Annotated in this window: 21 protein-coding genes and 2 pseudogenes; 15 read left to right on the forward strand and 8 right to left on the reverse strand. The window is 63.3% G+C overall.

Translation table 11 applies throughout. From position 1 onward, the window contains the following. Positions 1–29 precede the first annotated feature (29 nt). On the forward strand, positions 30–197 hold the full coding sequence (locus Q0743_RS12955; protein WP_298241911.1) for a hypothetical protein: 168 nt from the start codon (positions 30–32) through the stop codon (positions 195–197). Between the two features lie 135 nt (positions 198–332). On the opposite strand, the gene mmsB is transcribed toward Q0743_RS12955, so the two are convergent. The 3 genes and pseudogenes from mmsB to Q0743_RS34270 form a co-directional block, all read right to left on the reverse strand. Then, positions 333–1523, reverse strand: coding sequence for a multiple monosaccharide ABC transporter permease (gene mmsB / locus Q0743_RS12960; protein WP_128922639.1), 1191 nt, complete (start codon positions 1521–1523; stop codon positions 333–335). Next, positions 1520–3097: a multiple monosaccharide ABC transporter ATP-binding protein gene (mmsA, locus tag Q0743_RS12965; RefSeq protein ID WP_298241912.1), complete on the reverse strand. Its 1578-nt coding sequence runs from the start codon at positions 3095–3097 to the stop codon at positions 1520–1522. Before mmsA ends, mmsB begins: the two co-directional genes overlap by 4 nt. A 108-nt stretch (positions 3098–3205) precedes the next feature. Beyond that, positions 3206–3607, reverse strand: a pseudogene (locus tag Q0743_RS34270) (endonuclease domain-containing protein); the annotation flags it as partial. Between the two features lie 2 nt (positions 3608–3609). Here Q0743_RS34270 and Q0743_RS12970 point away from each other — a divergent pair. From Q0743_RS12970 to Q0743_RS12985, 4 genes are all read left to right on the forward strand, one after another. Then, positions 3610–4503: a branched-chain amino acid ABC transporter permease gene (locus Q0743_RS12970; protein WP_018317428.1), complete on the forward strand. Its 894-nt coding sequence runs from the start codon at positions 3610–3612 to the stop codon at positions 4501–4503. Positions 4504–4506: 3 nt separating this feature from the next. Then, positions 4507–5580: a branched-chain amino acid ABC transporter permease gene (locus tag Q0743_RS12975; RefSeq protein ID WP_298241913.1), complete on the forward strand. Its 1074-nt coding sequence runs from the start codon at positions 4507–4509 to the stop codon at positions 5578–5580. A 48-nt stretch (positions 5581–5628) separates the two neighbouring features. Beyond that, the gene (locus Q0743_RS12980) at positions 5629–6912 is read left to right on the forward strand and encodes an ABC transporter substrate-binding protein (RefSeq protein ID WP_298241914.1); all 1284 of its coding nucleotides are present in this window, start codon (positions 5629–5631) and stop codon (positions 6910–6912) included. Between the two features lie 146 nt (positions 6913–7058). Then, positions 7059–7898 carry an ABC transporter ATP-binding protein gene (locus tag Q0743_RS12985; protein WP_298241915.1) on the forward strand — a complete coding sequence of 280 codons (840 nt, stop codon included), beginning with the start codon at positions 7059–7061 and terminating at the stop codon, positions 7896–7898. On the opposite strand, the gene Q0743_RS12990 is transcribed toward Q0743_RS12985, so the two are convergent. Beyond that, on the reverse strand, positions 7895–9046 hold the full coding sequence (locus Q0743_RS12990; RefSeq protein ID WP_298241916.1) for an AGE family epimerase/isomerase: 1152 nt from the start codon (positions 9044–9046) through the stop codon (positions 7895–7897). The genes Q0743_RS12985 and Q0743_RS12990 overlap by 4 nt on opposite strands. A gap of 86 nt (positions 9047–9132) precedes the next feature. Between Q0743_RS12990 and Q0743_RS12995 the strand changes: the two are divergent. Continuing rightward, positions 9133–10378: pseudogene (locus tag Q0743_RS12995) on the forward strand (phenylacetate--CoA ligase family protein). A 2-nt stretch (positions 10379–10380) separates the two neighbouring features. Here the strand turns inward: Q0743_RS12995 and Q0743_RS13000 are convergent. Then, positions 10381–12018 (reverse strand): carbamoyltransferase C-terminal domain-containing protein, encoded by a 1638-nt coding sequence (locus tag Q0743_RS13000; protein ID WP_298241917.1) that lies wholly within the window; start codon positions 12016–12018, stop codon positions 10381–10383. A 197-nt stretch (positions 12019–12215) separates the two neighbouring features. Between Q0743_RS13000 and Q0743_RS13005 the strand changes: the two genes are divergently transcribed. The 8 genes from Q0743_RS13005 (at position 12216) to Q0743_RS13040 (ending at position 21499) form a co-directional block, all read left to right on the forward strand. Next, complete coding sequence (locus Q0743_RS13005; RefSeq protein WP_298241918.1) at positions 12216–13592, forward strand: CBS domain-containing protein; 1377 nt, start codon at positions 12216–12218, stop codon at positions 13590–13592. A gap of 22 nt (positions 13593–13614) precedes the next feature. Beyond that, positions 13615–15534, forward strand: coding sequence for an N-acetylneuraminate synthase family protein (locus Q0743_RS13010; RefSeq protein ID WP_298241919.1), 1920 nt, complete (start codon positions 13615–13617; stop codon positions 15532–15534). Beyond that, entirely contained in the window at positions 15534–16223 is a 690-nt protein-coding gene (locus Q0743_RS13015; RefSeq protein ID WP_298241920.1) for an acylneuraminate cytidylyltransferase family protein, read from the forward strand. Before Q0743_RS13010 ends, Q0743_RS13015 begins: the two co-directional genes overlap by 1 nt. Continuing rightward, positions 16216–16980, forward strand: a complete 765-nt coding sequence (locus Q0743_RS13020; RefSeq protein WP_298241921.1) for an SDR family oxidoreductase — start codon at positions 16216–16218, stop codon at positions 16978–16980. Before Q0743_RS13015 ends, Q0743_RS13020 begins: the two co-directional genes overlap by 8 nt. Continuing rightward, positions 16977–17825: a sugar phosphate isomerase/epimerase gene (locus tag Q0743_RS13025; protein ID WP_298241922.1), complete on the forward strand. Its 849-nt coding sequence runs from the start codon at positions 16977–16979 to the stop codon at positions 17823–17825. Before Q0743_RS13020 ends, Q0743_RS13025 begins: the two co-directional genes overlap by 4 nt. Further along, a complete protein-coding gene (locus tag Q0743_RS13030; protein WP_298241923.1) occupies positions 17822–18583 on the forward strand; it encodes an SDR family NAD(P)-dependent oxidoreductase in 762 nt (253 codons plus the stop codon). Before Q0743_RS13025 ends, Q0743_RS13030 begins: the two co-directional genes overlap by 4 nt. Positions 18584–18596: 13 nt before the next feature. Next, positions 18597–19436, forward strand: coding sequence for an SDR family oxidoreductase (locus tag Q0743_RS13035; protein WP_298241924.1), 840 nt, complete (start codon positions 18597–18599; stop codon positions 19434–19436). 101 nt (positions 19437–19537) lie between these two features. Further along, positions 19538–21499: an acyltransferase family protein gene (locus tag Q0743_RS13040; protein WP_298241925.1), complete on the forward strand. Its 1962-nt coding sequence runs from the start codon at positions 19538–19540 to the stop codon at positions 21497–21499. Between the two features lie 219 nt (positions 21500–21718). Here Q0743_RS13040 and Q0743_RS13045 read toward each other — a convergent pair whose 3' ends face one another. Genes Q0743_RS13045 through Q0743_RS13055 form a run of 3 tightly spaced genes read right to left on the reverse strand, consistent with a single transcriptional unit; the run spans position 21719 to position 24616 of the window. Continuing rightward, the gene (locus Q0743_RS13045; RefSeq protein WP_298241926.1) at positions 21719–22927 is read right to left on the reverse strand and encodes a hypothetical protein; all 1209 of its coding nucleotides are present in this window, start codon (positions 22925–22927) and stop codon (positions 21719–21721) included. 14 nt (positions 22928–22941) lie between these two features. Further along, the gene (locus tag Q0743_RS13050; RefSeq protein ID WP_298241927.1) at positions 22942–23817 is read right to left on the reverse strand and encodes a hypothetical protein; all 876 of its coding nucleotides are present in this window, start codon (positions 23815–23817) and stop codon (positions 22942–22944) included. Positions 23818–23875: 58 nt separating this feature from the next. Continuing rightward, entirely contained in the window at positions 23876–24616 is a 741-nt protein-coding gene (locus Q0743_RS13055) for a hypothetical protein (protein WP_298241928.1), read from the reverse strand. Positions 24617–25077: 461 nt separating this feature from the next. On the opposite strand from Q0743_RS13055, the gene Q0743_RS13060 reads away from it, so the two are divergent. Then, positions 25078–25962, forward strand: a complete 885-nt coding sequence (locus Q0743_RS13060) for a class I SAM-dependent methyltransferase (RefSeq protein ID WP_298241929.1) — start codon at positions 25078–25080, stop codon at positions 25960–25962. Positions 25963–25969: the final 7 nt, after the last annotated feature.

The following is a 25969-nucleotide window of genomic DNA, read 5'->3' on the forward strand; positions in this document are numbered from 1 at the left end:
GGCGGTTCCGCAAACCAGTGAGCGATGAGATGAGCGATGCACAAATCGGGCTGCTGACCGCGACCCCCATCATCATCGTGTTCGCGATCGCGCTTCGGCGAATGGGGGTGCTGTCGACCGTGGCGACCGTATCGGCGGTGACACTCTCCGTCGCGATCGCGACGGTGCTGTTCACGACCCAGGCGCCGCTGCCATAGCGTGGGCAAAGCGACTTGTCCGCCGTAGCACAAAGAGCGAAGGCGGAAGCGTGCCCACCACCTTTGTCGATCGGGGAATAGATCGTGGGCACGGCGCGTTGCGCCTTTGCCCACCCTACGAGACCACCGGTGCGCCTACCTGCGCTGATTATACACGTCGATACACACCGCCCCCAGCAGCACCAGCCCTTTGATGACCTGCTGATAGTCGATGCCGATGCCAAGGATGGACATGCCGTTGTTCATCACGCCCATGATCATGGCGCCGACCACGGCCCCGCCGACTCGCCCGACGCCGCCATAGGCCGAAGCACCGCCGATGAAGCAGGCGGCGATGACGTCGAGCTCGAAGCCGAGGCCTGCCTTCGGCGTCGCCGTGTTGAGACGCGCGGCAAAGACGAGGCCAGCGAGCGCGGCGAGCACGCCCATGTTGACGAAGGTGAGGAACGTCAGCCGCTCGGTCTTGATGCCCGACAGCTTTGCCGCCTTGGCGTTGCCGCCGACCGCATAGACCTGCCGGCCGATCACCGTGCGGCGCGTGACGAAACCATAGAGCGCGATCAGCGCGGTCATGATCACCAGCACGTTGGGCAGGCCGCGATGCGAGGCGATCAGATAGGTGAAGTAGAGCACGGCGCAGGCGAGAAGGATGCTCTTGCCCAGGAAGAACGCATAAGGTTCGACCTCGATGCCGTGCGATTGCTCGCGCGAGCGGCCCTTGGCGCTGGCATAGACGAGGCCGAGCGCGAGCACGGCGCCGATCAGCATGGAGGTCGGATGCAGCGTGCCCGCCTCGGGCAGAAGCTCAGGAATGAAGCCGGAGGACAGCTTCTGGAACGTCGCCGGGAACGGGCCAAGTGACTGGCCCTGCAACACCGCGAGCGCGAGCCCCTTGAACACCAGCATGCCCGCCAACGTCACGATGAAGGACGGAATCCCGAAGAAGGCCACCCAATAGCCCTGCGCCGCACCGATCGCCGCCCCCAGCAACAGGCAGGCAATGAAGGCGAGCGTGTAGTCGACCTTGTAGGTCACCATCAGCACGGCAGCGACAGCGCCGACGAAGCCCGCGACCGAGCCGACCGACAGGTCGATATGACCTGTTACGATCACCAGCAGCATGCCCAGCGCCATGATGACGATGTAGCTGTTCTGAAGCACGAGGTTGGTCAGGTTCAGCGGCTGCAGCAACGTGCCGCCGGTCATGACCTGGAAGAACAACATGATCGCGATCAACGACATCAGCATGCCGTAGTTGCGCAAATTGTTCTTGATGAAGCTGCCGTGCCGGCGCTCTTCAGGCAGCGATACCGTTTTGTCGGTCATGGCTGCGATCCTCCCATCTCCGCGGCCGCTGGCGCGGCGTTCCCAATATTTCGTTCGTTGCGCATGATGGCGCGCATGATCTTCTCCTGCGTCGCCTCGGCCCCCATGAACTCCCCGACGAAGGCGCCGTCGTTCATGACGCAGATGCGGTCGCAGATGCCGAGCAGCTCGGGCATCTCCGAGGAGATCACCACGACGCCGCGGCCGGCCTCCGCCAGCTCGTTGATGATACAGTAAATCTCGTATTTGGCACCGACGTCGATGCCCCGCGTCGGCTCGTCCAGGATCAGGACCTTGGGGTCCGTCATCAGCCATTTCGACAGCACCACCTTCTGCTGGTTGCCGCCGGAGAGCTGGCCGGTCTCCTGGTAGACGTCGGAGCAGCGGATGCGCATCCGGGTGCGGTAATCGCTGGCGACCTTCAACTCGGCGATGTCGTCGATCACCCTCCCCGGCGCGACCTGGTCGAGGCTGGCGAGCGTAATGTTCTTGCGGACGTCGTCGGCCAGGATCAGCCCGAGCTGCTTGCGGTCCTCGGTGACATAGGCAAGGCCGGCGTCGATCGCCGCCGCGACGCTCGGCAGCACCATGTCCCGGCCTTCGAGGCGGAGGGTTCCGCTGATCGCAGTACCCCAGGAACGGCCGAACAGGCTCATGGCGAATTCGGTGCGCCCGGCGCCCATCAAGCCGGCAATGCCCACGACCTCGCCGCGCTTGACGCTGAAGCCGACATTCTTGATCACCTGACGCTCGGGATGAATGGGATGATAGACCGACCAGTTCTCGACGGTGAGCACGGGATCGGCGATCTCAGCGTTACGCTCCGGGAAGCGGTGAGCCATGTCGCGGTTGACCATGCTGCGGATGATGCGGTCTTCCTGGATCGGCTCGGCATGGCAATCGATGCTGTCAACGGTGCGGCCGTCGCGCAGCACGGTGATGTGGTCGGCAACCTTGGCGACTTCGTTGAGCTTGTGCGAGATCAGGATCGAGCCGATGCCCTGGTCGCGAAAAGCCATCAGACGCTCGAGCAGCGCGGCGCTGTCAGCCTCGTTGAGGCTCGCGGTCGGCTCGTCCAGGATCAGCATCCGCACGCGCTTGGAGAGTGCTTTGGCGATCTCGACGAGCTGCTGCTTGCCGACGCCGAGATCGGTGATCAGGGTGTCCGGGGATTCCTTCAAGCCGACCTGCGCCAGCAGCTGGCGCGTGCGCCGATAGACTTCGTCGCGATCGATCACGCCCAGTTTCGACGGCGGATGCGACAGGAAGATGTTCTCCGCGATCGACATCAGCGGGATCAGCGCCAGCTCCTGGTGGATGATGATGATGCCGAGCGCCTCGGAATCGTTGATGTCGCGAAAGCGGCGCTCCTCGCCCTCAAAGACGATGGTGCCCTCGTAGCTGCCGGCGGCGTAGACGCCGCTGAGCACCTTCATCAGCGTCGATTTGCCGGCGCCGTTCTCGCCGACGAGAGCGTGAATCTGCCCGGCCTGAACCGAGAAATTGACGTCGCGCAGCGCCTGGACGCCAGAAAAGCTCTTGCTGACGTTGCGCATTTCCAGCATGGCGGTCATCTCATCGTATCCTTGCTTTACTTCGCCTCTCCCCGCCTGCGGGGAGAGGCCGGAATTCGAGCGCAGCTTGAATTCCGGGTGAGGGGGAGCCTCCGCGAGGGCGGTGACAATCGTTTCGAGAACGCCAGCCAGATTGCTCGACACGTCGTTGTTCCAGAACCGCAGGATCCGATAGTTTCGATCGGCCAGCCATTTGTCGCGTACGGCGTCGCGCGGGCTGTCAGCATGTTGCCCTCCATCGACTTCAATGATCAGCCGAGCCTCGCGGCAGATGAAATCAACCGTGTACGCGCCGATCGGCTCTTGCCGAACGAATTTGTAGCCGCTCAGCCGACGAGCGCGCAGGCGATACCAGAGTTTTCCTTCCGCATCCGTCAACGTGGCCCGCAAGCTTCTTGCGCGATCGGTTTTGGATTCATCAGCACCTCGCATGCGGAGACTCCCCCTCACCCGCCGCGCTTTGCGCGTCGGCCTCTCCCCGCAAGCGGGGAGAGGCGAAAGGTCCATCATACATGAACACCGCCTTCCTCATCCAGCTCCTGGTCAACGGCCTCGTGGTCGGCACGCTCTATGGCGTGGTCGCGATGTCGTTCGTGCTGATCTACAAGGCGACGCAGGTCGTCAATTTCGCGCAAGGCGAGTTGCTGCTGGTCGGCGCCTGGGTGTGCTGGGCGCTGCTGGCGAAGTACCAGGTGCCGTTCTGGATCGGCATGCCGATGACGCTGGTGTTCATGTTCGTGTTCGGCATTGCGGTCCAGGTCCTCATCCTGCGGCCGATGATCGGCGAGCCTATCATCTCGGTGATCATGGTGACGATCGGACTCTCCACCGTCCTGCAGGCGACCCTGAAATGGATGTTCGGCGTCAATCCGCAGCCGTTCCCGCGCGTGTTCGAGAGCCAGTCGGTCAGCCTGCTAGGCCTGCAGATCCAGACCGTTTATGTCATGAGTCTCGTGGTCTCCGTCGCCATGATGATCGGCATGGCCTGGTTCTTCCGTGCCTCCAAATACGGCCTTGCGATGCGCGCCACTGCGTTCAACCAGCAGGTCGCGCAGTCGCTCGGCATTTCCGTGAAAAGCGTGTTCGCGATGGCCTGGGCGATCTCGGCGACGGTGTCGGCGGTCGCGGGTGTCGTCGTCGCCGTCGTGAACGGCGTGTCCTCGGGCCTTGCCGCCTACGGCATCAAGGTGTTTCCGGCAGCGATCCTCGGCGGGCTCGATTCCGTCGGCGGCGCCGTGCTCGGCGGCATCATCATCGGCCTGCTCGAGAACGTCGCGCAATATGTCGACAGCGAGTACCTGCACTGGGGCAATCTCTACGAGATCGCGCCGTTCTACGTCCTCATCATCGTGCTGATGATCAAGCCCTACGGCCTGTTCGGCACCCACGACATCGAACGGATCTGACCCATGGCCGGCCCTGCCCTCATTCCTGCTGGTGATTTCCGCACCTCCTACGCGGCCGATACCACGATCTTCCCGACGACGACGAGCCGCAATTTCGCCATCGCGGGCGCGCTGCTCCTGTGCTTCGCGCCGCAGTTCTTCAGCGGCTACTGGCTCAGCATCCTGATCCAGATCGGCATCTTCTCGATCGCGGCGCTCGGCCTCAACATCCTGGTCGGCTTCACCGGGCAGATCTCGATCGGCCATGCCGCCTTCTTCCTGCTCGGCGCCTTCACCTCGGCGTATATCTCCAACAACGCGCCGATCCCGGTGTTCTTCGCCATCCCGCTCGCCGGTGTCATCACCGCCCTGGTCGGCCTGATCTTCGGCATTCCGGCGGCGCGGCTCAAGGGTCTCTACCTCGTCATCGCGACGCTGGCGGCGCAATATATCCTGCTCGACTTCTTCTCCCGTGCCGAGTGGTTTACCGGTGGCTCTGTGCCGGCGAGCGCGAATCCGTTCTCGATCTTCGGCTATACGCTGCGCGGCGATAAACAATATTTCTACGTCGTGCTGGCCTATGTGCTGCTTTGCTACATCCTCGTCACCAATCTGATGCGCACGCGCGACGGCCGCGCGCTGGTGGCGATCCGCGACCATTATCTCTCCGCCGAGATCATGGGCATCAACCTCACGAAATACCGCACGTTGTCGTTCGGACTTGCCGCCTTCTTCGCCGGCATCGCCGGCGCGCTCTACGCGCACTACCAGCTCGTGGTCTCGCAGGAAGGCTTCGGCATCGAGCGCTCGATCCTGTTCCTGGCCATGATCATCATCGGCGGCACCGGCTCGGTGATGGGCACGCTGATGGGCACGGCCTTCGTGGTGCTGCTGCCGGAGTCCATGGAATTCATCAGCCTGTACCTGAAGGGCGGCGCGATCGACAAAGCGCTGTCGCTCAACACCAACATCACCTTCCTGCGCGAGATCGCGATCGGGGTGATCATCATCGCATTCCTGATGTTCGAGCCTGACGGGCTCGCGCATCGCTGGCGGCAGATCAAGGCATACTGGAAACTCTACCCGTTCTCGCATTGAGCGCGGGCAACTAACTTCACTTAAACAATAAACAGGAGGAACCGACCCATGACGATGAAGTCACTTTTGAGCACCGCATCGCTCGCGATCGCGATCGCCGCATTCTCGACCGGCGCGCAGGCCCAGATCGCAATCGGCCATCTCGCCGACTATTCCGGCGGCACCTCCGACGTCGGCACGCCCTACGGCCAGGCCGTCGCCGACACCTTCGCCTGGGTCAACAAGAACGGCGGCGTCGGCGGCAAGCAGCTCAACGTCGACACCAACGACTATGGCTACCAGGTGCCGCGCGCGATCGCGCTGTACAAGAAGTGGTCCGCACCGGACAGCAAGGTCGCCGCGATCATGGGCTGGGGCACCGCCGACACCGAGGCACTGACCGGCTTCCTCGCCCAGGACAAGATCCCCGACATGTCCGGCTCCTATGCCGCGGCGCTGACCGATCCGGAAGGCACGAGCGGCAAGGCCAAGCCTGCGCCTTACAATTTCTTCTATGGCCCGAGCTATTCGGACTCGCTGCGCGCGATGCTGATGTGGGCCGCCGAGGACTGGAAGGCCAAGGGCAAGTCCGGCAAGCCGAAATTCGTGCACATGGGCGCCAACCACCCCTATCCGAACGCGCCGAAGGCCGCCGGTGAGGCGATGGCGCAGGAGCTCGGCTTCGAAGTGCTGCCGCCGCTGGTGTTCGCGCTGGCGCCGGGCGACTACAGCGCCCAGTGCCTGAGCCTGAAATCGTCGGGTGCCAACTACGCCTATCTCGGCAACACCGCCGCCTCCAACATCTCGGTGATGAAGGCCTGCAAGACCGCCGGCGTCGAGATCCAGTTCATGGGCAATGTCTGGGGCATGGACGAGAACGCCGCCAAGACGGCAGGCGATGCCGCCAACGGCGTGATCTTCCCCTTGCGCACCGCGGTGAGCTGGGGCGGCGATGCGCCCGGCATGAAGACGGTGATGGAAATCTCCAAGATGTCCGACGCCAGCGGCAAGGTCTATCGTCCCGTGCACTACGTCGCAGCCGTCTGCTCGGCGCTGTACATGAAGGAAGCGATCGACTGGGCCGCCAAGAACGGCGGCGCCACCGGTGAGAACGTCGCGAAGGGCTTCTACCAGAAGAAGGATTGGGTGCCGGCCGGAATGGAAGGCGTCTGCAATCCCTCGACCTGGACCGACAAGGACCATCGCGGCACGCTGAAGGTCGATCTCTATCGCACCAAAATCTCGGGCGCGACCGACGGCGACCTCAACGATCTCATGGCCAAGGGCACGATCAAGCTCGAGAAGGTCAAGACCGTCGAGCTGCCGCGCAAGCCGGAACTGCTGGGCTGGTGAGCCACGCCATCGCCTCAAACACAACTGTCATCCCCCGCGAATGCGGGGGATCCAGTACGCCGTGGCCCCTCGGGGAACGTCAGGCGGCTCTGGAATACTGGGTCGCCCGGTCAAGCCGGGCGACGACACCGAGAGAGTAACTGGCCATGAGTGAAACAGCTCAGATCGAACGCCCCACTCCCACCGCCGTCCCCGCACCGCCCCTCCTCGCGGTGCGCAACATCGAGGTGGTCTATGACGACGTCATCCTGGTGCTGCGCGGGCTCAGCCTCGACGTGCCCAAGGGCGCGATCGTGGCACTGCTGGGCGCCAACGGCGCCGGCAAGTCGACGACGCTGAAGGCGATCTCGGGGCTGCTCAAGACCGAGGACGGCGAGGTCACGCGCGGCGAGATCCTGTTCGAGGGCGAGCCCATCAACGGCATCGATCCCGACAAGATCGTCCGCCGCGGGATCTTCCAGGTGATGGAGGGCCGGCGCATCGTCGCCGACATGACGTCACTGGAGAACCTCAAGCTCGGCGCCTTCACCCGCAGGGACCGCGAGGTCGATTCCGATCTCGACATGGTCTTCAACTATTTCCCGCGCCTGAAGGAGCGCACCGGCCTTGCCGGTTATCTCTCCGGCGGCGAGCAGCAGATGCTCGCGATCGGCCGCGCGCTGATGGCACGCCCGAAGATGATCCTGATGGACGAGCCGTCGATGGGCCTGTCGCCGCTGCTGGTGAAGGAGGTGTTCTCCATCATCCAAAAGATCAACCGCGACCTCGGCGTCACCATCCTCCTGGTGGAGCAGAACGCGCGCGCCGCGCTGTCGGTGGCCAGCCACGGCTACATCATGGAGCAGGGCAAGGTCGTGCTCGACGGCACCGCCGACGAATTGCGCGACAACGAGGACGTCAAGGAATTCTATCTCGGCGGCGCCGGCGACCAGCGCAAGAGTTTCAAGAACCTCAAGAGCTTCAAGCGGCGCAAGCGGTGGCTCTAATCGAGCACCTGCTCCGCTTCCGTGACCGCGCAGAGAACATGATAGAACGACGACGCAGGAATGGTGTCGACCAGCGATTTGCCGTCGCGATCGAACTGATCGTACCAGCCGCCCCGCACGGGATGGCTGAGATAATGTCGTTCGAGCCGCACCAGCGCTGCGCGCGCCTCGTCGGCCGCGCCCGCTTCGCCGGATTCGGCTTGCGCGGTCCACGCCTTCGCAATTTCGGTCTGCGGCCACAGCCGGCGCGTGTGACGGCGGATGTTGCCGCTGTCGTCCCCCTCGTCGATCAGGCAGCCGGTGGCCTCGTCGCGATAGCGCAGCGCGCTCGCCAGGAGCTCGGCGCGCCGCTGCCCGGTCGGACAGCCCGTGATGCGTTCGAATCCCTTCAAGAGCCAGACCCATTCCGCCTGGTGGCCCGGCTCGATGCTGACCGGCTCGATCTTCGACCAGTCCTCCTCGAAATACTCGCTGAGCACGCACTTCCGCTTGTCATAGAGGTTGGCGAGGAACAGCGCGAAGAATTCGCCGGCGCGGTTCTGGAACGACAGATCGTGGGTCGCTTCGAAGCACGCGATCATCGCCTCGAACAGGTGCATGTGAGGGTTCTGCCGGCGCGGCAGCGAGACCGGCAGGCCTTCGTGCACGCCCCCGTGCGGCGAGCGCAGATGGCCGTCGAGAAAGGCGAGCAGCGCGTCGATTTCGGCGCGGACCTGCGCGTCCTGGTCGAGCGCGTAAACGGTCGCGAGCGCAAACAGGATGAAGGCGTGGTCGTAGGCATCGCGCCGGCCGTCCAGCACGGTGCCCTCCGGCGTCAGCCGGTGCACATAGCCCGGCCGGCCGTCAGGCGATTTCGCCTTCGCGAGCAAGTGCTCCAGCCCCTTCAGCGCGATGACGCGCCCCTCGGGATACCAGCCCATCTGCGCAGCCTTGGCATAGCAATAGATCTGCCGGGCCTGCACGAATACGCGCCGCGGCGCAGCGATATCCGCAGTGCCGTCCCGGTGCAGCCGGTCGATGAAGCCGCCCGTGGCCTGATCCCAGCCGACGGTCGACCACAGCGGCAGCGCCTCGTCGATCATGCGGCGTTTCAGACGCGCGACGACATCCGCAGCTTCATCCGCCGCAATGCTTCCTACGTCCGCCATCGGGTCCTCTCCAGGCCTTGCCAATGGCGGTCTGATACCCATGCCGGTCGCGGTGCGCAACGGATGCCAACACGGAAACAACAGCCATGACCGCCCATTACGACGCCCGCGAGACGCGTGAGCCAGCAGCGCGCGAGGCCGACCTGTTCTCCCGCCTGCCGGAGGTATTGCGAGCCGCGATGGCCGCCCCGGCCTATGCCGAGCGGCTGAGAGGTTTCGATCCCGCCGCCGTGACCTCCAGAGCGGCGCTGGCGGGCCTGCCGGTGCTGCGCAAGTCGGAACTGCCCGCCCTGCACAAGGCCTCTGCGCCCTTCGGTGGCTTCGTGGCGGCCGCCCCCGGCTCATAGGCCTGGAGTACGAGACCCAAAATTTTCATTTCTCTATTACTCCATATGTATCCTCTTAATTTACTAGATGGCACCAGACCCCTGGCGCGGTGCGCGGGCGCTGTTCGCAGCCGGGTTCCGCCCCGACGATATCGTCCTCAATACCTTCAGCTACCATCTCACCCCCGGCGGCTTCATCTTCGACGCTTCGGCACGTGCGCTCGGCTGCGCCGTGATCCCTGCCGGGCCCGGCAATACTGAACAGCAATTCGAGCTGATCGAGGCCTACCGGCCGGTCGGCTACAGCGGCACGCCGGACTTCCTGAAGATCCTGCTCGATGCCGCTGCAAGCGCGGGCCGGGACGCCTCTTCGATCAAGCGCGCGCTGGTCTCGGGCGCAGCCTTCCCGCCCTCGCTCCAGGCCGAGATCAAGGCGCGCGGCATCGACGCCTACCAGGCCTTCGGCACCGCCGATCTCGGCCTCATCGCCTTCGAGACCGAGGCGCGCGACGGTATGGTCGTGAACGAGGATCTGATCATGGAGATCGTCAAGCCCGGCACCGGTGATCCCGTCACGCCGGGCGATGTCGGCGAGATCGTGGTGACCTCGCTCGATCCGCACCATCCCTGGATCCGGCTCGCGCTCGGCGACCTCACCGCGGCGCTGCCGGGCACGAGCCCCTGCGGGCGCACCAATATGCGCATCAAGGGCTGGATGGGCCGCGCCGACCAGACCACCAAGGTCAAGGGCATGTTCATCCGCCCCGAGCAGATTGCCGAGATCGGCAAGCGCCATGCCGCGCTCGGAAGACTGCGCCTCGTCGTCACCCGTCATGGCGAGAGCGATGCGATGACGCTGAAGGCGGAAGCGGTCGCTGCGAGCGAGGCGCTATGCGAAGAGATCGCCGGCACCTTGCGCGCCGTGACGAAGCTCGGCGGCAATGTCGAGCTGGTCAGCCCCGGCGCGCTGCCGAATGACGGCAAGGTGATCGCCGACGAGCGATAGTCTCAGCTCGACTTCGACAGCCGGTAATTGCCGAGATAGAGCACGTCGAGGCCCGAGCAGAAATAGGTGTGGAGCGCCTCCAGCGGCGCGTTCACCGTCGGCTGCTCGTTGATATTGAGGCTGGTGTTGATCAGGACCGGCAACGAGGTCGCCTTCGCGAACTCGCCGATCAGTCGGCTATAGAGCGGATTGCTGTCCACATGGACGCTCTGGATGCGCGCGGTGTTGTCGACATGAACCACCGCCGGCATCGTCTCGGCCACCTTCTGATTGACCGGGAATGTCACCACCATGAAGGGCGCGTCGAACGTGTCCTCGAAATACTCGGCCTGGCGGTCGTACAGCACCGACGGACAGAACGGACGGAATTCCTCGCGATATTTGATGGTGAGATTGATGCGGTCCTTCATGCCCGCATGCCGGGGATCGGCGAGGATCGAGCGATTGCCGAGCGCCCGCGGACCGTACTCCATCCGTCCCTGGAACCAGCCCACCGTCTTCTGCTCGGTCAGATCGGTGACGCAGCGCGACACGGGATCGTCGAGCAGCTCGAACCGCGCGCCGATCTTGTCCAGCGTCTCGCGGATCGTGTCGTTGGAATATTCCGGTCCCCAGTAAGCATGGTTCAGCGGCGCGATCGCGTGGCCCGCCTCCGCGCATTTCATCATCGCGGCGCCGAGCGCTACGCCCGCATCATGCGGCACCGGGGGAACATAGAGACGCTTCACGGACGGCTCGGCCGCAATCTCCATGTTCATCTTGCAATTCAGGCCAACGCCACCGGCGATGCAGACATCACCGCAGCCGGTCTCTGCGATAGCGGTACGGATCACCTCGGTGGCGACGATCTCGAGCTGCTTCTGGCCGCTCGCGGCGATGTTGGTCAGACGCTGGTCGAGCGGCGCGCCACGCAACCGCCGCGGGCCCAGAATCTCTTCCATCTTCTCGGTGAAGATGCGCTCCTGCCGTGTCGAAAAATCGCTGGTGAAGATCTCGGCATCGCGCCGGCGCTTGTCGAGCTCGGGATCGAGCTCGTAGTTGATGCCGTTCGGCCGCAGGAGCTTGGCGAACTTGTCGAGGTAGTCCGGGCTGCCATAGGACGACAGGCCCATGACCTTGTACTCGTCATTGGTCATCTGATAGCCGAGATACTGCGTCAGCATCCCGTAATAGAGACCGAGACTGTTGTGACGGGCGAACCGCGTCAGCACGCGGAAGTCGTTGCCGCGTGCATGGGCCACGAGGCCGGCGCTGGAATCGCCGGAGAAGTCGAAGCAGGCGACCGTCGCCTCCGAGAAACCGGAGCCGTAGAACGAGCTCGCGGCATGACAGAGGTGATGGTCGTAGAGCTCGATCTTCGGGCTATGACCGAACTGGTACTTGAAATATTCGGTGAGGCGCTGGCTGTAGTTCGTGTAGGTTTTCAGCGGCGAGCAGATCCAGTCGACCTCGCGCACGGTGATGCCGGCCTGCTTCAGGCAAAAGCCGATCGCCCCGCGCGGCAGCTCGCCTCGCGCGTGCTTGGCCAGCGTGAAGCGCTCCTCTTCCGCGGCCGCGATCAATTCTCCGTCGCGCAGCAACACCGCGGCGCCGTCGTGATGCCCGTGCTTGATCCCCGAGCTGATTCCGATCACATACATGTTGCCTAGACCCTTCGAGAGCCTTCTATAGAAACCGCCGCCAATGTAAATCGGCTACGGCCCGGCCCAAGTGCTTGATCCCGCCCGTTTTTGGCCCGCTGTCGCCGGGCCAGGAACCTTGCATCGTTCCTGCCGCTCCCGTATTACCAACCTTGCTGTGATATGGCCTGGAATTGGCCCTTCCTGGACCCCAAAACGTGCTTGAACGAACCCTCGTCACCATCGCCGAGACCGAGACCATTGAGGAAGCCTTCCGGCGCCTGAATGCGAATATGCTCGGCATCCTGTTCGCGCAGGACGCGAGCGGACGAATCGTCGGCGCCGTGACCGATGGCGACATCCGCAGGCGCATGTTGACCGGCACCACGATCCAGGACCTGGTTGCGACCTGCACCAATCGCAACTTCGTCTGGGCGAAGGCCGGCGGTCCCCGCGAACAGATCCTCAAGCTGCTCGACCAGCGCGTGCATGTAGTGCCGATCCTCGATAGCGAGGGACGGCTGGTCGACGTGTTCAGCCGCGAGCTGTTCAACCTGTCCGAAGAGAGCGAGGTGTTCGCCCGCGCCCGGTCGCCGGTGCGGATCAGCTTCTCCGGCGGCGGCACCGACCTGACCCACTATTTCGTCGAGAATGACGGCGGCGCGGTCATCAACGCCACGATCAAGATGTACGCCCACGCGACCCTGCGGCGGCGCAGCGATCCCAGCATCCGGATCTACTCACACGATTTCCGCTGCGCGATCGAGGCCCGCAACCTTGCGGAGCTTGGGACGGATGGGGATCTCGCGCTGATCAAGTCCGTCGTGCGCCTGATCAAGCCGGCTTACGGCTTCGAGCTCGAGGTCTCCGCCGACTTCCCCGTCGGCTCCGGCCTTGGCGGCTCGGCAGTCGTCACCTCCGCCATCATCGGCTGCTTCAACGAATTCCGCGGCGACCAGTGGGACCGCCACGAGATCGCGGAAATGGCGTTCCAGGCCGAGCGGCTGATGCTGAACATCCCCGGGGGCTGGCAGGATCAGTACGCCACCGTGTTCGGCGGCTTCAATCACATGGAGTTCTTCTCCGACCAGAACACCATCGTGCCGCTGCGTCTCGACCCCAACGTCATCGCCGAGCTCGAGGAGAGCCTGGTGCTCTGCTATATCGGCTCCGGCCGCGATTCCGGCGCCATCCACCGCGACCAGAAGGCGCAGCACGAGACCAGCGACGCTGTCGCCGCAGCCGCCAAGCAGAAGGAAGTCACGCGCGACATCCGCCGGCATCTCCTGCGCGGCCAGCTCCTGGAATGCGGCCGGCTGATCGACGAGGCCTGGCACGCCAAGCGGAAGCTGAGCTCGAAGATCTCCTCGGACGCGATCGATGCGATCTACGACTTCGCGAAGCGGCATGGCGCGGTCGGCGGCAAGCTGCTGGGCGCAGGCGGCGGCGGTTACTTCATGTTCTTCGTGCGCCCGTTCGAGCGCTACCAGCTCATCGCCGCGCTGGAGCAACAGGGGCACAGCTGTTCGCGCATCATGTTCGAGGAGAACGGGCTGCGGACGTGGAAGTCGCGCTTCCCCGCGCGCTTTGCCTGACGCATATGAGACGAGAATGTTGATGACATCGCCCAAACAGCCCGCTCCGGTCCGCATCGGCAACCGTCTTCTGGGCGACGGCGAACCTTGCTACGTCATCGCCGAGATTGGCAACAACCATAACGGCGACTTCGACCGCGCCATCGCGCTGGTCGATGCCGCGATTGCTGCGGGGGCCGACTGCGCCAAATTCCAGATGCGCAAGCTCGACGAGGTCTATCGTGCGTCGAGCCTCTCCGGCAAGGACGACGACCTCGCCGTCGAATATACGATCGACCTGTTGCGTCGCTTCGAACTTCCGACCGAACAGCAGAAGATGATCGCCGAGTATTGTGCGGCGAAGGGCATTCAATATCTCTGCACGCCCTGGGACGCGAGCAGCGTTGCCGTGCTCGAGGGGTTCGGCGTGCAGGCCTACAAAGTTGCCTCCGCCGACCTCACCAATCTGCCGCTGCTCGCGCGTCTCGCCGCTACCGGCAAGGCGCTGATCGTCTCGACCGGCATGAGCACGACGGACGAGATCAAGGCTGCCGCAAAATTCCTCGACCAGCGCAACGCGAGCTACGTGCTCCTGCATTGCCAAAGCACCTATCCGGCCGCGCTCCACAACATCCATCTGCGTTTCATGGAAACCCTGCGCGAGATTCATCCGGTCGTGGGCTATTCGGGCCACGAGCGCGGCACTGCGGTGTCGACCGCCGCCGTGGCACTCGGTGCCGTCGTCATCGAACGCCACATCACCCTCGACCGCGAGATGGAAGGTCCGGACCATGCCGCAAGCCTCGAGCCGGAGGAGTTCAAGTCGCTGGTCTCGGGCATCCGCGAGGTGGAAGCGGCCCGCGGCGAGAAGCTGGCCGAGCGCGCGCTGAGCCAAGGCGAATTGATCAACCGCGAAAACCTCGCCAAGAGCCTGGTGGCCGCGCGCGACCTCTCGGCCGGTACCGTGATCTCCGAAGCCGACATCGCGGTGAAGAGTCCGGGACAGGGCCTGTCGCCACTGAAGATGCCGGCGCTGCTCGGCCGCAAGCTGACGCGGACGATGGCGGCCGATGACTATTTCTTCCAGAGCGACCTCGACGAAGGCGTGGCGAAGGCACGACGATACCGCTTCGACCGCCCCTGGGGCGTGCCTGTGCGCTACCACGACACAAAGCGCTTCCTGGAGATCTGCGAGCCCGACATCCTCGAATTTCATCTCAGCTACAGCGACATGGAGCGCGATCCGGCGGCCTATCTGTCCGGCACCTACGATCTCGGCTTCGTCGTGCACGCGCCCGAGCTGTTTGCCGGCTCCAAGCTGATGGACCTCGCGACACCGGACGAGACGCTGCTGCGCTATTCGCTGGAGCAGACGCAGGCGGTGATCGACATCACCCGCGGCCTGAAGAAGTACTTTCCCAAGACCAAGCGCCCGCCCATCGTCGCCAATATCGGCGGCTTCACCATGGACGAGCCGCTGCCGCCGGAGGAGAAGGCGGAGCGCTACCGCATCTTCGCGCAGAGTCTGACCGAGCTCGACATGGAAGGTGTCGAACTGACGCCACAAACCATGGCACCGTTTCCCTGGCATTTCGGCGGCCAGCGCCACCAGAACATCTTCATCTTCCCGGACGAGTCGGCGGCATTCTGCGCCCAGCATAACTTGCGCATGTGCGTCGACATCTCGCACACGAAACTCGCCGCCAATCATTTCGGCTTCGACTTCGCGCAAGGCCTCGCCCAGCTCGGACCGCACACCGCCCACCTGCATTTCGGCGACGCCAAGGGGCTCGATGGCGAAGGTCTCCAGATCGGCGAAGGCGAGATCGATTTCGACGAGGTCGGACGGGTGCTGCGCAAGCACGCGCCGACCGCATCCTTCATTCCGGAGATCTGGCAGGGCCACAAGAACCTGGGCGAAGGTTTCTGGACCGCGCTCGAGCGTCTCGAGGGACACATCTGATGGCACGCAAGACGCTGGCCGTGATCGCTGCGCGCGGCGGCTCCAAGGGTATCCCGCACAAGAACCTGCTCGATCTCTGCGGCAAGCCGCTGATCGCTTGGACGGTCGAGCAGGCACGCGCGGCGCAGGGCGTCGACGTGGTGGCGGTGTCGTCCGACAGCGATCAAATTCTTGCCGCGGCCGAGGCCGCGGGAGCCGTCGGCGTGCGACGTCCGGATGACATCTCGGGCGACCTCGCCTCTTCCGAGTCCGCCTGGCTGCACGCGCTCGATGCGATCGACGAGCGGATGGGACGGTTCGAGCGGATCGTCGCGCTCCAGGCGACATCGCCGATCCGCGAACCTGGCGACATCGAGAGCGCGCTTGCCACGTTCGATCGCGATCATCTCGACAGCCTGCTCTCGGTCTGCGAGGTCGAGGATTATTTCAACTGGCGGATCGGCCAAAACGGTCCGGAGCCGATCAACTACGACTACCGCAACCGCCGCATGCGGCAGCAGATCGAGAAACGCTATCTAGAGAACGGCTCGTTCTACGTGCTGATCCCGTCCCTCCTGCGCGAGCAGAGCAATCGCCTCGGCGGCAAGATCGGCTTCCACGTGATGGAGCGTCACAAGATGTTCCAGATCGACCGGCCCGAGGACGTCAAGCTTTGCGCCGCCATCATGCGAAGTTACGGCTATGCCTGATCTCAGCGCCTTCTCACTGACCGGCAAGATCGCGGTTATCACCGGCGCCTCGCGGGGCATCGGCGCCGCCATCGCGACAGGTCTGCATGATGCGGGCGCTATGGTTTTCGGCCTCAGCCGGTCCGGAGGCGCGCCGCAGGGCGTGACCGCAATGGCCTGCGATCTCTCCGACGACAAGGCGATCGAAGACGTATTCGGCATGATCGCGGCGCAGGGTGGCCGCATCGACGCGCTGGTCAACGCTGCCGGCATCAGCCTGCCCCCGCAAAGCGTCGGGAGCGAGCTCGCGCGCTTCCGCGCCACGGTCGCGACCGACCTCACGGGCGTCTACGCCACCATTCTCGCCGCCCATCCGCTCCTGAAGGCCGCAGGCTCGGCTGCGATCGTCAACGTCACCAGCATCAATTCGATCCGAGGCTTCCCCGGCAATCCCGGCTATGTGGCCGCGAAGGCGGGCCTTGCCGGGTTGACGCGCGCGCTCGCCGCCGACTACGCGCCCGACGGGATACGCGTCAACGCGCTTGCGCCGGGCTATGTCGCGACCGAGATGACTGCGAAGAGTTTTGCCGACCCCGCCATGCACGAGGACAGGCGGCGCCACACCATGCTCGGCCGCTGGGGGCAGCCCGCCGACATGGTGGGCGCTGCCATCTTCCTGGCGTCGGAAGCTTCTGCTTATGTGACCGGCCAGGAGATCTTCGTCGACGGCGGCTGGATCGCCAAAGGCCTTGCCATCAGCTCGGATAGCAAATCGTGACCGCAACGCTGCAACGCATCGGATTCATGCAGGGACGGCTCTCGGCCCTGGTCGACGGCAAGATCCAGGCGTTCCCGTGGAACGAATGGCGCGAGGAATTCCCGCGCGCGAAAGAGCTCGGCCTGACGCGGATGGAATGGACCATCGATCAGGAACGGCTGCGCGAGAACCCGCTGGCGACCGAGCAAGGGCAGCAGGAGATTTTGGCGCTGTCGCGCCAGCACGGCGTTCGCATCCCGAGCCTGACCGGCGACTGCTTCATGCAGGCGCCATTCTGGAAGGTCGATGCCGTCGTGCGCGACGCCCTCGTCGCCGATCTCGATCTGCTGATCGCCGCCTGCAGCCGCATCGGCATCGAGTTCGTGGTGATCCCGCTGGTCGACAACGGCAAGATCGAGCGCCAGAGCGAGAGCGATACGTTGAAGCGGGTTCTGCTCTCGCGCTCCGAGCAGCTCGCAAGGCGGAACGTCAAGATCGTCTTCGAATCCGACCTGCCGCCGGACGAGCTTGCCAAGTTCATGGAGGCGTTTCCGGCCGAAATCTTCGGCATCAACTACGACAGCGGCAACAGCGCCTCGCTCGGCTATGACAGCGACGAGGAGATCGCCGCCTACGCGCCACGCATCCTCAATGTGCACGTGAAGGACCGCATTCGCGGCGGCACCACCGTGCCGCTCGGCACCGGCAACGCGGACCTTGCCAAGACGATCCGCCTGATCGAGCGCTCCGGCTACAAGGGTCAGTACATCCTGCAGACTGCACGCGCCGCCGACGGCGACCACGCCGGCGCGCTGGCGATATATCGCGACATGACGGTTCGCTGGATCGAGGACGCCGCGCGATGAAGCTCGAGCTGAACGATCGCGTCGCGCTCGTCACCGGCGCCAGCCGCGGGATCGGGCTCGCAATCGCGACGACGCTCGCCGCGGAAGGCGCCAAGGTCGCACTCGCGGCGCGGGGAGCCGATGCGCTGAAGGCCGCAGCCGCGACGGTCGGCGCACATAGCTCGGTCCACCTGGCCGACGTCACCGATCCCGCTGCCGCCGCGACCCTGACCCACGAAGTCGAGCAGCGCTGGGGCCGGCTCGACATCCTGATCTGCAATGTCGGCAGCGGCGCCTCCGTGCCACCGGGCAGGGAAACCGCGGCGGAATGGTCGCGGGTGATCGAGCTCAACCTGTTCGCCGCGACCAACACGATCGAAGCCGCCCGGCCGCTGATGGCGCGCGGCAGCGGCGACCGTGCGATCGTCTGCATCTCCTCGATCGCAGGGATGGCGGCGCTTGGCGCCCCCGTGACCTACTACGGTGCGAAGGCGGCCCTGAATGCGACCGTGCGCGGTCTCGCACGCCCGCTGGCGCTGGAGGGCATCCGCATCAATGCGGTCGCGCCAGGGAACATCCTGAGCGCAGATGGCATCTGGGCGCGCAAGATCGCGGAAAACAAGCAAGCGGTCGACGATATGCTCCAGCGCGAGGTGGCGCTGCGCCGGCTCGGCACGCCCGAGGAGATCGCCGACGTCGTCGCCTTCCTCGCCTCGCCCCGCGCCGCCTTCGTCACCGGCAGCGTGATCGTGGCCGACGGCGGCCAGCTCAGAAGCTGAACAGGAGCCTTCGATGGCACACCCCTCCTCCCGCTACGATTTGACCGGACGGACCGCGCTCGTGACCGGCGCCGGCGGCCTCTTGGGCAAGCAGCACGTCGCAGCGCTCGGCGAAGCTGGGGCGCGCGTGGTCGTCACCGATGTCCGTCTGGCGCAGGCCGAGGGGGCCGTCGCGGCGCTGAAGCAGGTCACGCCCTCAGCCGATCTGATCGCGCTCGAGATCAACGTCACCTCGCTCGATTCGGTGCGGACCGCACACGAACAGCTTGCAGGCCGCGGCATCACCGTCGACGTCCTCGTCAACAACGCGGCGATCGACCCCAAGGTGACTCCCGCACCCGGCGTCATGCACTCCTCGCGCTTCGAGGCATTCCCGGTGCCACAATGGCAGACCGAGATCGCCGTCGGCCTGACCGGCGCGATGCTGTGTGCTCAGGTGTTCGGCGGCGAGATGGCCAGACGTGGTCGCGGCGTGATCCTCAACATCGCCTCCGATCTCGGCGTGATCGCGCCGGATCAGCGGCTGTATCGCCAACCCCAGGTCACGCGCGAAGAAGAACAGCCGGTGAAACCCGTGACCTATTCCGTGATCAAGCACGGCTTGATCGGCTTGACGAAATATCTGGCCACCTACTGGGCGGATCATGGCGTGCGCGTCAACGCGATCTCACCGGGCGGCGTCTTCAACAACCAGGACCCGGCCTTCGTCGAGCGACTGACGCGCCTGATCCCCATGGGCCGCATGGCCGATGTCGACGAATACCGCGCGGCCGTGCAATTCCTCTGCTCGGATGCCTCGAGCTACATGACGGGGCAAAATCTCGTCATGGATGGGGGGCGCAGCGTCTGGTAACAGAACCAGGACTAGGCGCGCCCTCCCACCCGAGGACATCGCCGACCGGGGCGCTCGATCGCGATCCCCACGCCGGCCCCGAAACCGATCAGGCATCTCAAGTGGACTATCGCCCCGAAATTGATGGCCTGAGAGCAATTGCCGTTCTCTCAGTTATCTTCTTCCACGCCGGACTTGATGCGATTCCAGGCGGCTATCTCGGCGTAGACATATTCTTCGTTATCAGCGGCTATCTGATCGCTTCCATCATCAGCACGGAGATGGAGGACGGCAGATTTACATTTGCAGCTTTTTACGAAAGACGGGGCCGGAGGATATTGCCGGCACTCATCGTGGTTCTGCTCGCCTGCGTCCCCTTCGTTCTCATCTTCATGCTTCCACGCGAGGTCACCGAATTTTCGAAGAGCGTGATCGCGGTATGCGCGTTCGTTTCGAATGTGTTCTTCTGGGCGCAAAGTGGCTACTTTGACAGGGCGGCCGAACTGAAGCCGCTGCTGCATACTTGGAGCCTCGGGGTCGAAGAGCAATTCTACCTGTTGTTCCCCATTCTCCTGATGGGCGCCTTGCGTTTTGGCCGCAAGCGAGCGGGCGTGCTGGTTGCCGCGATTGCGGTCGCGAGCATTGCCTATGCCCAATGGGGCCCCCAGACCAAGGAGACCACCTTCTATCTGATGCCAAGCCGTCTGTGGGAATTGCTCATTGGCGCCCTTCTGGCCCTATGGCCGGCCACGAAATTGAGGGAGCAACTGCCCGACGCGGCGCTCGAGGTCTTCGCCGTCATTGGTATCGGACTTATCGGCTATGGCCTGCTGCGACACAGCGACGTCCGATACCCTGATCTGCGTGCACTGCCCGCCGTAATCGGAGCTGGCCTCGTTATCGCATTCGCTGCCGCACGTACGACGGCCGGCAAGTTGCTCGGAAGCCGCGTTCCCGTCGCGATCGGGCTCATCAGCTACAGTGCCTATCTATGGCATCAGCCGGTATTGGTTTTCGCCAGATTGAATGGCTTCGGCCGGCCAAATGTCGGCGTTGCTTTCTCTCTGACGGCGCTCTCTCTCATGCTTGCCGCCTTGTCCTATCGCTTTGTCGAGCAGCCGGCCAGAGATCGCAAGCGGGTAGGACGACCAGTACTGGTCGTTCTCTCTTTGCTTGGAGTATCTTGCTTGGTCGGTGCCAGCAGCGTTGCAATCGCCACGAACGGATTCGAACAACAAGGGCTCTACTTCAGTAGCGACGATACCCGCCGTCTCTACGATTTGATCGAGCGTAACACGGCGAGCGATCTGATGAGAGACATGGGCACGGACGGCGATTGCGTGTTCTGGATGACCGAATTCGAGTCTGCCGCGTGGGGGCGTCTCATCGATTGTTCGAAAAGGTTTGGACCCGCGACCGTCATCCTCGGCGATTCCCATGGGATGAACATCTATAATGCGCTGTTCCGGAACGGTTATGGCAAGTTTGTCGTGGGGTTGGTTGGCCCTGGATGCCGACCTTGGGCCAGGGGCCCGGATTGTCCCTATGTGGGGTTCGACCAATTCATGGAGGCTCATCGAGAGATCGTCGGGACGATCATAGTGCATTTCTCGGGATCTCACCTCGTGGTCGACGAGCACGACCGTCAAGAGCCTGCCGATGTGCTGAGATACGGGGGCAGGTACCACTTCAACGAACGTCCGATCGGTCTGACGATCGAATACCTCGAAAGCATGTCCAAGACGACGAGAACAATCTGGCTTGGCCCGTTCCTCGAACCGAGAATTGACTTCCGCGACCTCGAAAGCATGAAACGCGTCGCGCGCGCAGGATTTCGTCTCAATCCCGTGGCGGTGGATATCCTTTCGGCGGTCGATCAGCACTTACGCTCCGAAATTGGCGCGCAGCGAAGGGGCTTTCAATACATACCCTTCTCGGATGTCATCGACCAGGATGCAATCGGCCTGCGGACCGGTGAATGCTTGATATATAGAGATTTCGACCATCTCAGCGTCTGCGGAGAGCGCATGGTGGGAAAGAACTTGAAGTCGATTCTTCTGAAATATGCGTCCGCGGTGCACTAATGCTCCCGCGAACGAGCCGAACGGTGTTGTCGGATCGGCAATACTGACGTCCCTTCCAAGGCAGGGCTCTCGCATATAGAGCAATCTCGCCTGTGGCCATCCTTCGAGACGACCGCTCAGCTCGTGCACAAAGCCATATGCGATTGCCTTACCTTCCAGGGGAGAACGCACAATCCAAGCCGAGCCACTCCTTTGGCGGCGTCAGATCCGAGACCGGTCTCAGCCGCTAACGATCTGCCCCTCGGAGCTTCTTTCCAGCAGTTTTCCAATCGCTTCACTGGCCACGAAAGCGAGCCCAACCAGCGCTGGCACGATCAGACGCGTCTCGGAAAAGTCGGCGATCAAAAAGACGAGCCCGAGATGAATGAATGCAGCAGGAACGACGATCGCGATCGTCCGGGTGAGGGCAAATGTCCTCACGATTGCGATCGCCAGCACTGGGCTGGCGATAGCAACGACAAGCTTCATGGCCAGCAGATTGCCGATGAGCTTGCTGAAGTTGCCGCTGGCGACCGTGAATGATGAGAAATCCGCATCGGGACGCATCCAAATCAGCGTCTTAGGTACTGCCAGCGAAAGGCCGATCAGCAAAACGAATACGCCCAATTCCTTCGGCGTTGGCCATCGCCGTTCGAAAGCCGCGACGCTCAAGAGCGCAAAAGCCGAAGCAAAAACGACGTCGGTTCGCCCGAAACTGATAATTAGTCCTGAAATGATCGCGGCTGGATATCGCCGTGAAGCCAACAGGAAGAGCTGCCAGCACAGCCCGCCGGCGATAAAGACTGCGCCCATGCGTCCTGGAAAGATTGCAATCTGCGCATAGAAGGCAAAGGTCAATAGGCACAGCCATGCCGAGGCGGGCGAAAGAAGCAACGTCGCCAGCGCGAACACCGCGAGAAACGACAGGGAATCGAACATGTAATTGACGACGATGTGGGTATGGAACGCCGCCCCGCCTCTTGTGTGGTCGTCGCCGAGGATCCCGACATAGGTCTCAGTGATCCTCGAGATCAGCGGCCGGATGAGGCCTTCGATCGCGTTGGACCTGCCAAACTGGATCTCTCGATCAAGGCTGTATTGCGTTTGGTCCCGCAACAGATTGGCTTCGTGCGCGGTGACGGACAGCGCGAGGCAGCAGCTCACGAGAAGCCCGAGCGCGACCGGATTGAAGAAGCTTCTTCTGACCTTGAACAGTAGCCACAGCGGAGCGAGGGCGACGACCACGAAGAACGCTATTCCAACATACCGCAGCAGACCCGGGAGGTACCTGTCGGAGAGATTCACCCAGTACCAAGCAATGACCAGAACGTTCGAGACGGCCCAGAACCCGAGCACCAGGCCGAGGGATGGGGTCTTCATCTGATCGTCAAACTTCAGCAAGCGGCCAAGACCGCCAGACCGCGACATCATTGCCCCCTGCTCCGACACTCGATCTCCTTCGATCAATGCTGCAGAATGCCGGCGAGGTTCATGTGTGCGGGCCGCGAATGCTCGATGCCCAGCAGTGTCCGCCGATTGTCGTTGGTGCGTTGCAGGTGCAGGCTCGCAAGCGTCATCCCGGTGCAGGTGGTAACCGTGGTCCCGCGACCGCCGAACGGCTTGAGAAAATCGAACACGCGACTGCCGAACATGTCGACGACCGACATCTCGCGCGCACCGAGCGGCGGAATTTCGCCGAAATCGCCTTCGATCTGCTCGCCGTCCTCGCGGATCAGCTTCGACGTCGGTCGCGCCGAATGAGCATATTCGGGATCGGAGGAGTGATTGATCAGCATCACGCTGCTGACGATGTCGCCGGTCGCAATAATCTTCGGATTGATCCCAGTGAACCCGACATGCGCCTTGAGCCTGCCCTCGTTCAAGGGCCGGGCAAACGCGCCGGTGCGATAGATCGCGACGTTGTCCTGATCGACATAGGTCATCGAATAGCTGGCAGGCGAGGAACGGAAGCCGTCCATGCGCCCGCGCGACATCACGGCGATGACCAGATAGTCGTCCTGTGGCAGCGCGAGCGAGGCGAAAAGGCGCGATAGCTCGACTTCGACGGTGGCACCGGGCGCGTAGTTCTCCGGGAATTCATAGGTCGCCCGATACTCGCCGTCGCGCGACAGGATGTGCAGCCTGAACCTGAGCTTCTTGCTGAAGCCCGAGGCGACCAGGCTGCCGAGCTCGGGAACGAGATCCTTGACCGCTTCGCGAAAGTTCTTGCGCAGGCTGCCGGCAACGAGGCTGCGGAGATACCTGATGTCGACCGGCCGATACCAGGCAGGGATCGAGAAACCCATGCGCGATTCGACGCCCGCGAAGGTTGGGAACATGAACCTGGGCTCGTAGGGCTTCCAGGGACTGGACGAGAAACGTGTCACGAAAGCGCCCCTAAAAATGATGCAAGCTGAACTTGCCATTGGCAAATTCATAATAGCTGAACGGACTGGCGATGTTGGTGCCCTTGAACTCCAGGGCAAAACCTTCGGCCGCGCCGATCAGCCGCTCGGCATCCGGGAAAAGGTCCAGCGTGCCGATGCGGGCTGCGCCCATGGGCGCGATCTCCGGCAGCGAGCGCTGCCCCAATTCCGTACCGTCCAGGGCCATGAGCCGCGCCGTCCCGACCGAGACACCCTCGGAGGCCATGCAGGAGTTCACGAGCACCACGCCGGACTCTTTCAGCAAGCGCGTGAGATAGGATTGCATCCAGGCGGATGTCGGGAACGGCGCGGCGGCAACAGGCTCGCGCTCGTGCGACAAGGTGATCGCGCCGTGCTGCGAGTAATATTGCGCGTAATAGCCGGTCGTCACCTTTCGCCCGGGACGAAGCTTGGTCTCATGTTTCGGGACCAGCGTCATCGCGACCGTTCCTGAGATGTGCGGACACAGCTCCGACGTCTGCAATTGCAGCTGGCCGTTGACGCCGAGTTCCCTATGGAAATATCCAGCCGGCTTGCCCGCTCCGTCAAAGAACCAGACATGAGCATCCACCTCTGGGTGATCCTTCATGAAGACCGAGAAGTAATTGAATGCGCAGACTTCAGTGCTGACGGTCGCGTCGTTGCGCAGATAGAGCACCGCGGGCGGGTAGCCCCTTGCGACCGCCTCGCCAATCAGCAATTCACCGGGCATTCGATCAAGACTCGGCGGGAGAGCAAGGGATCGGAATAGGCCGAACCGGCCGGCGGCGCTGCACAATTCATGCGCGATGTTCTTGCCCGCATGCTAAAACGTCGCCGCAATTTCAGCCTGTTTACGCTGGGCCGACGGGGGAATCAACCGGGAACGGCGTCGCATCGAGCGCTGGAAAAACAAGCGCACCGGGCGCGCCGTCGTCTTGCTTAAGGGCAGCCGTCCCTTGAGACGCGCGGCAGCCGTCAAGATTGCAATCCGTCCCCGACACGACTGCCCGCCGCCCTGGAATCCTTGCATTGCCGCTGCGGCTCCCGTATGACCGAATCCGGCGACGTGACTTGGTACCGGCCTGAAAACAGGCGGGTACATCGGCCTTCCCTGGACCCACACCGTGCTTCAACGATTGCTCTTCAGCATCACTCCAATCGCGGCGCCCATTCCGCCGGGGAATCGCTGACGTGCGCTGGCAAACAAAGGCGCGGGCATTCTCGGTTCTGTCGAATACCCCCTGGGGCGGAGACCTGCACTACATCCTGCAACGCTACGTCACGCGACGGCTGCCCCGCCCAGAGAAGCAGGTCAAATCCATCTACACCCTCGCGCAGCGGCTGCTGGCTGTCCACGAAACGTACAGCCTCCGGCCGCTGCAGGATTCCACTTGCTTCGAATTTGGCACCGGACGCGATCTGATCATTCCGCTGGCTTTCAGTGCACACGGGGCCCGGCGCTTCATCACCGTCGACATCGAACGCCTGGCCAAGCCGGAGTTGATCCGTTCCAATGCCGCCATCGTTTCTCGACTGAGCGGCACTGACCATCCCGAGATCAACTCCCTGGAGGACCTCGAACGTTCGTGGAGGATCGACTATCGCGCACCGGCCGATGCCCGGGCGACGGGCCTGCCCGCTGGCTCGATCGACTGCGCGGTCTCGGTCGAGACGCTCGAGCACATCCCCAAACGCGACATCGCGGCGATCCTGAAGGAGTTACGACGCATCATGCGTCCTGACGGACTGGTCCTCATGCAGATCGACTATGGCGACCATTTCAAGGGCTTCGATCCGTCCATCAGCTCGTTCAACTTCCTGACCTATTCCGAGGAGGACTGGGCGCCTTTCCAGTCGCGCTTCCAATACGTCAATCGTCTGCGTCACAGCGAATATCTGCAGCTGTTCAAGGAGGCGGGATTTCAGTTGCTCATCGACCAGCCTGACCGCCGGCCGCCGGAGCAGCCGATCCTGGAACGATTGGCACCGTGCTTCAGAGGCTTCTCCGAAGAGGACCTGTTTACGCTAGGCTCGCTGATCGTTTGCCGTCCTGCCGACTTTTCAAAAGGAAATTGAAGATCGC

The organism is uncultured Bradyrhizobium sp. (assembly GCF_936943645.1).
GTDB lineage: Bacteria > Pseudomonadota > Alphaproteobacteria > Rhizobiales > Xanthobacteraceae > Bradyrhizobium.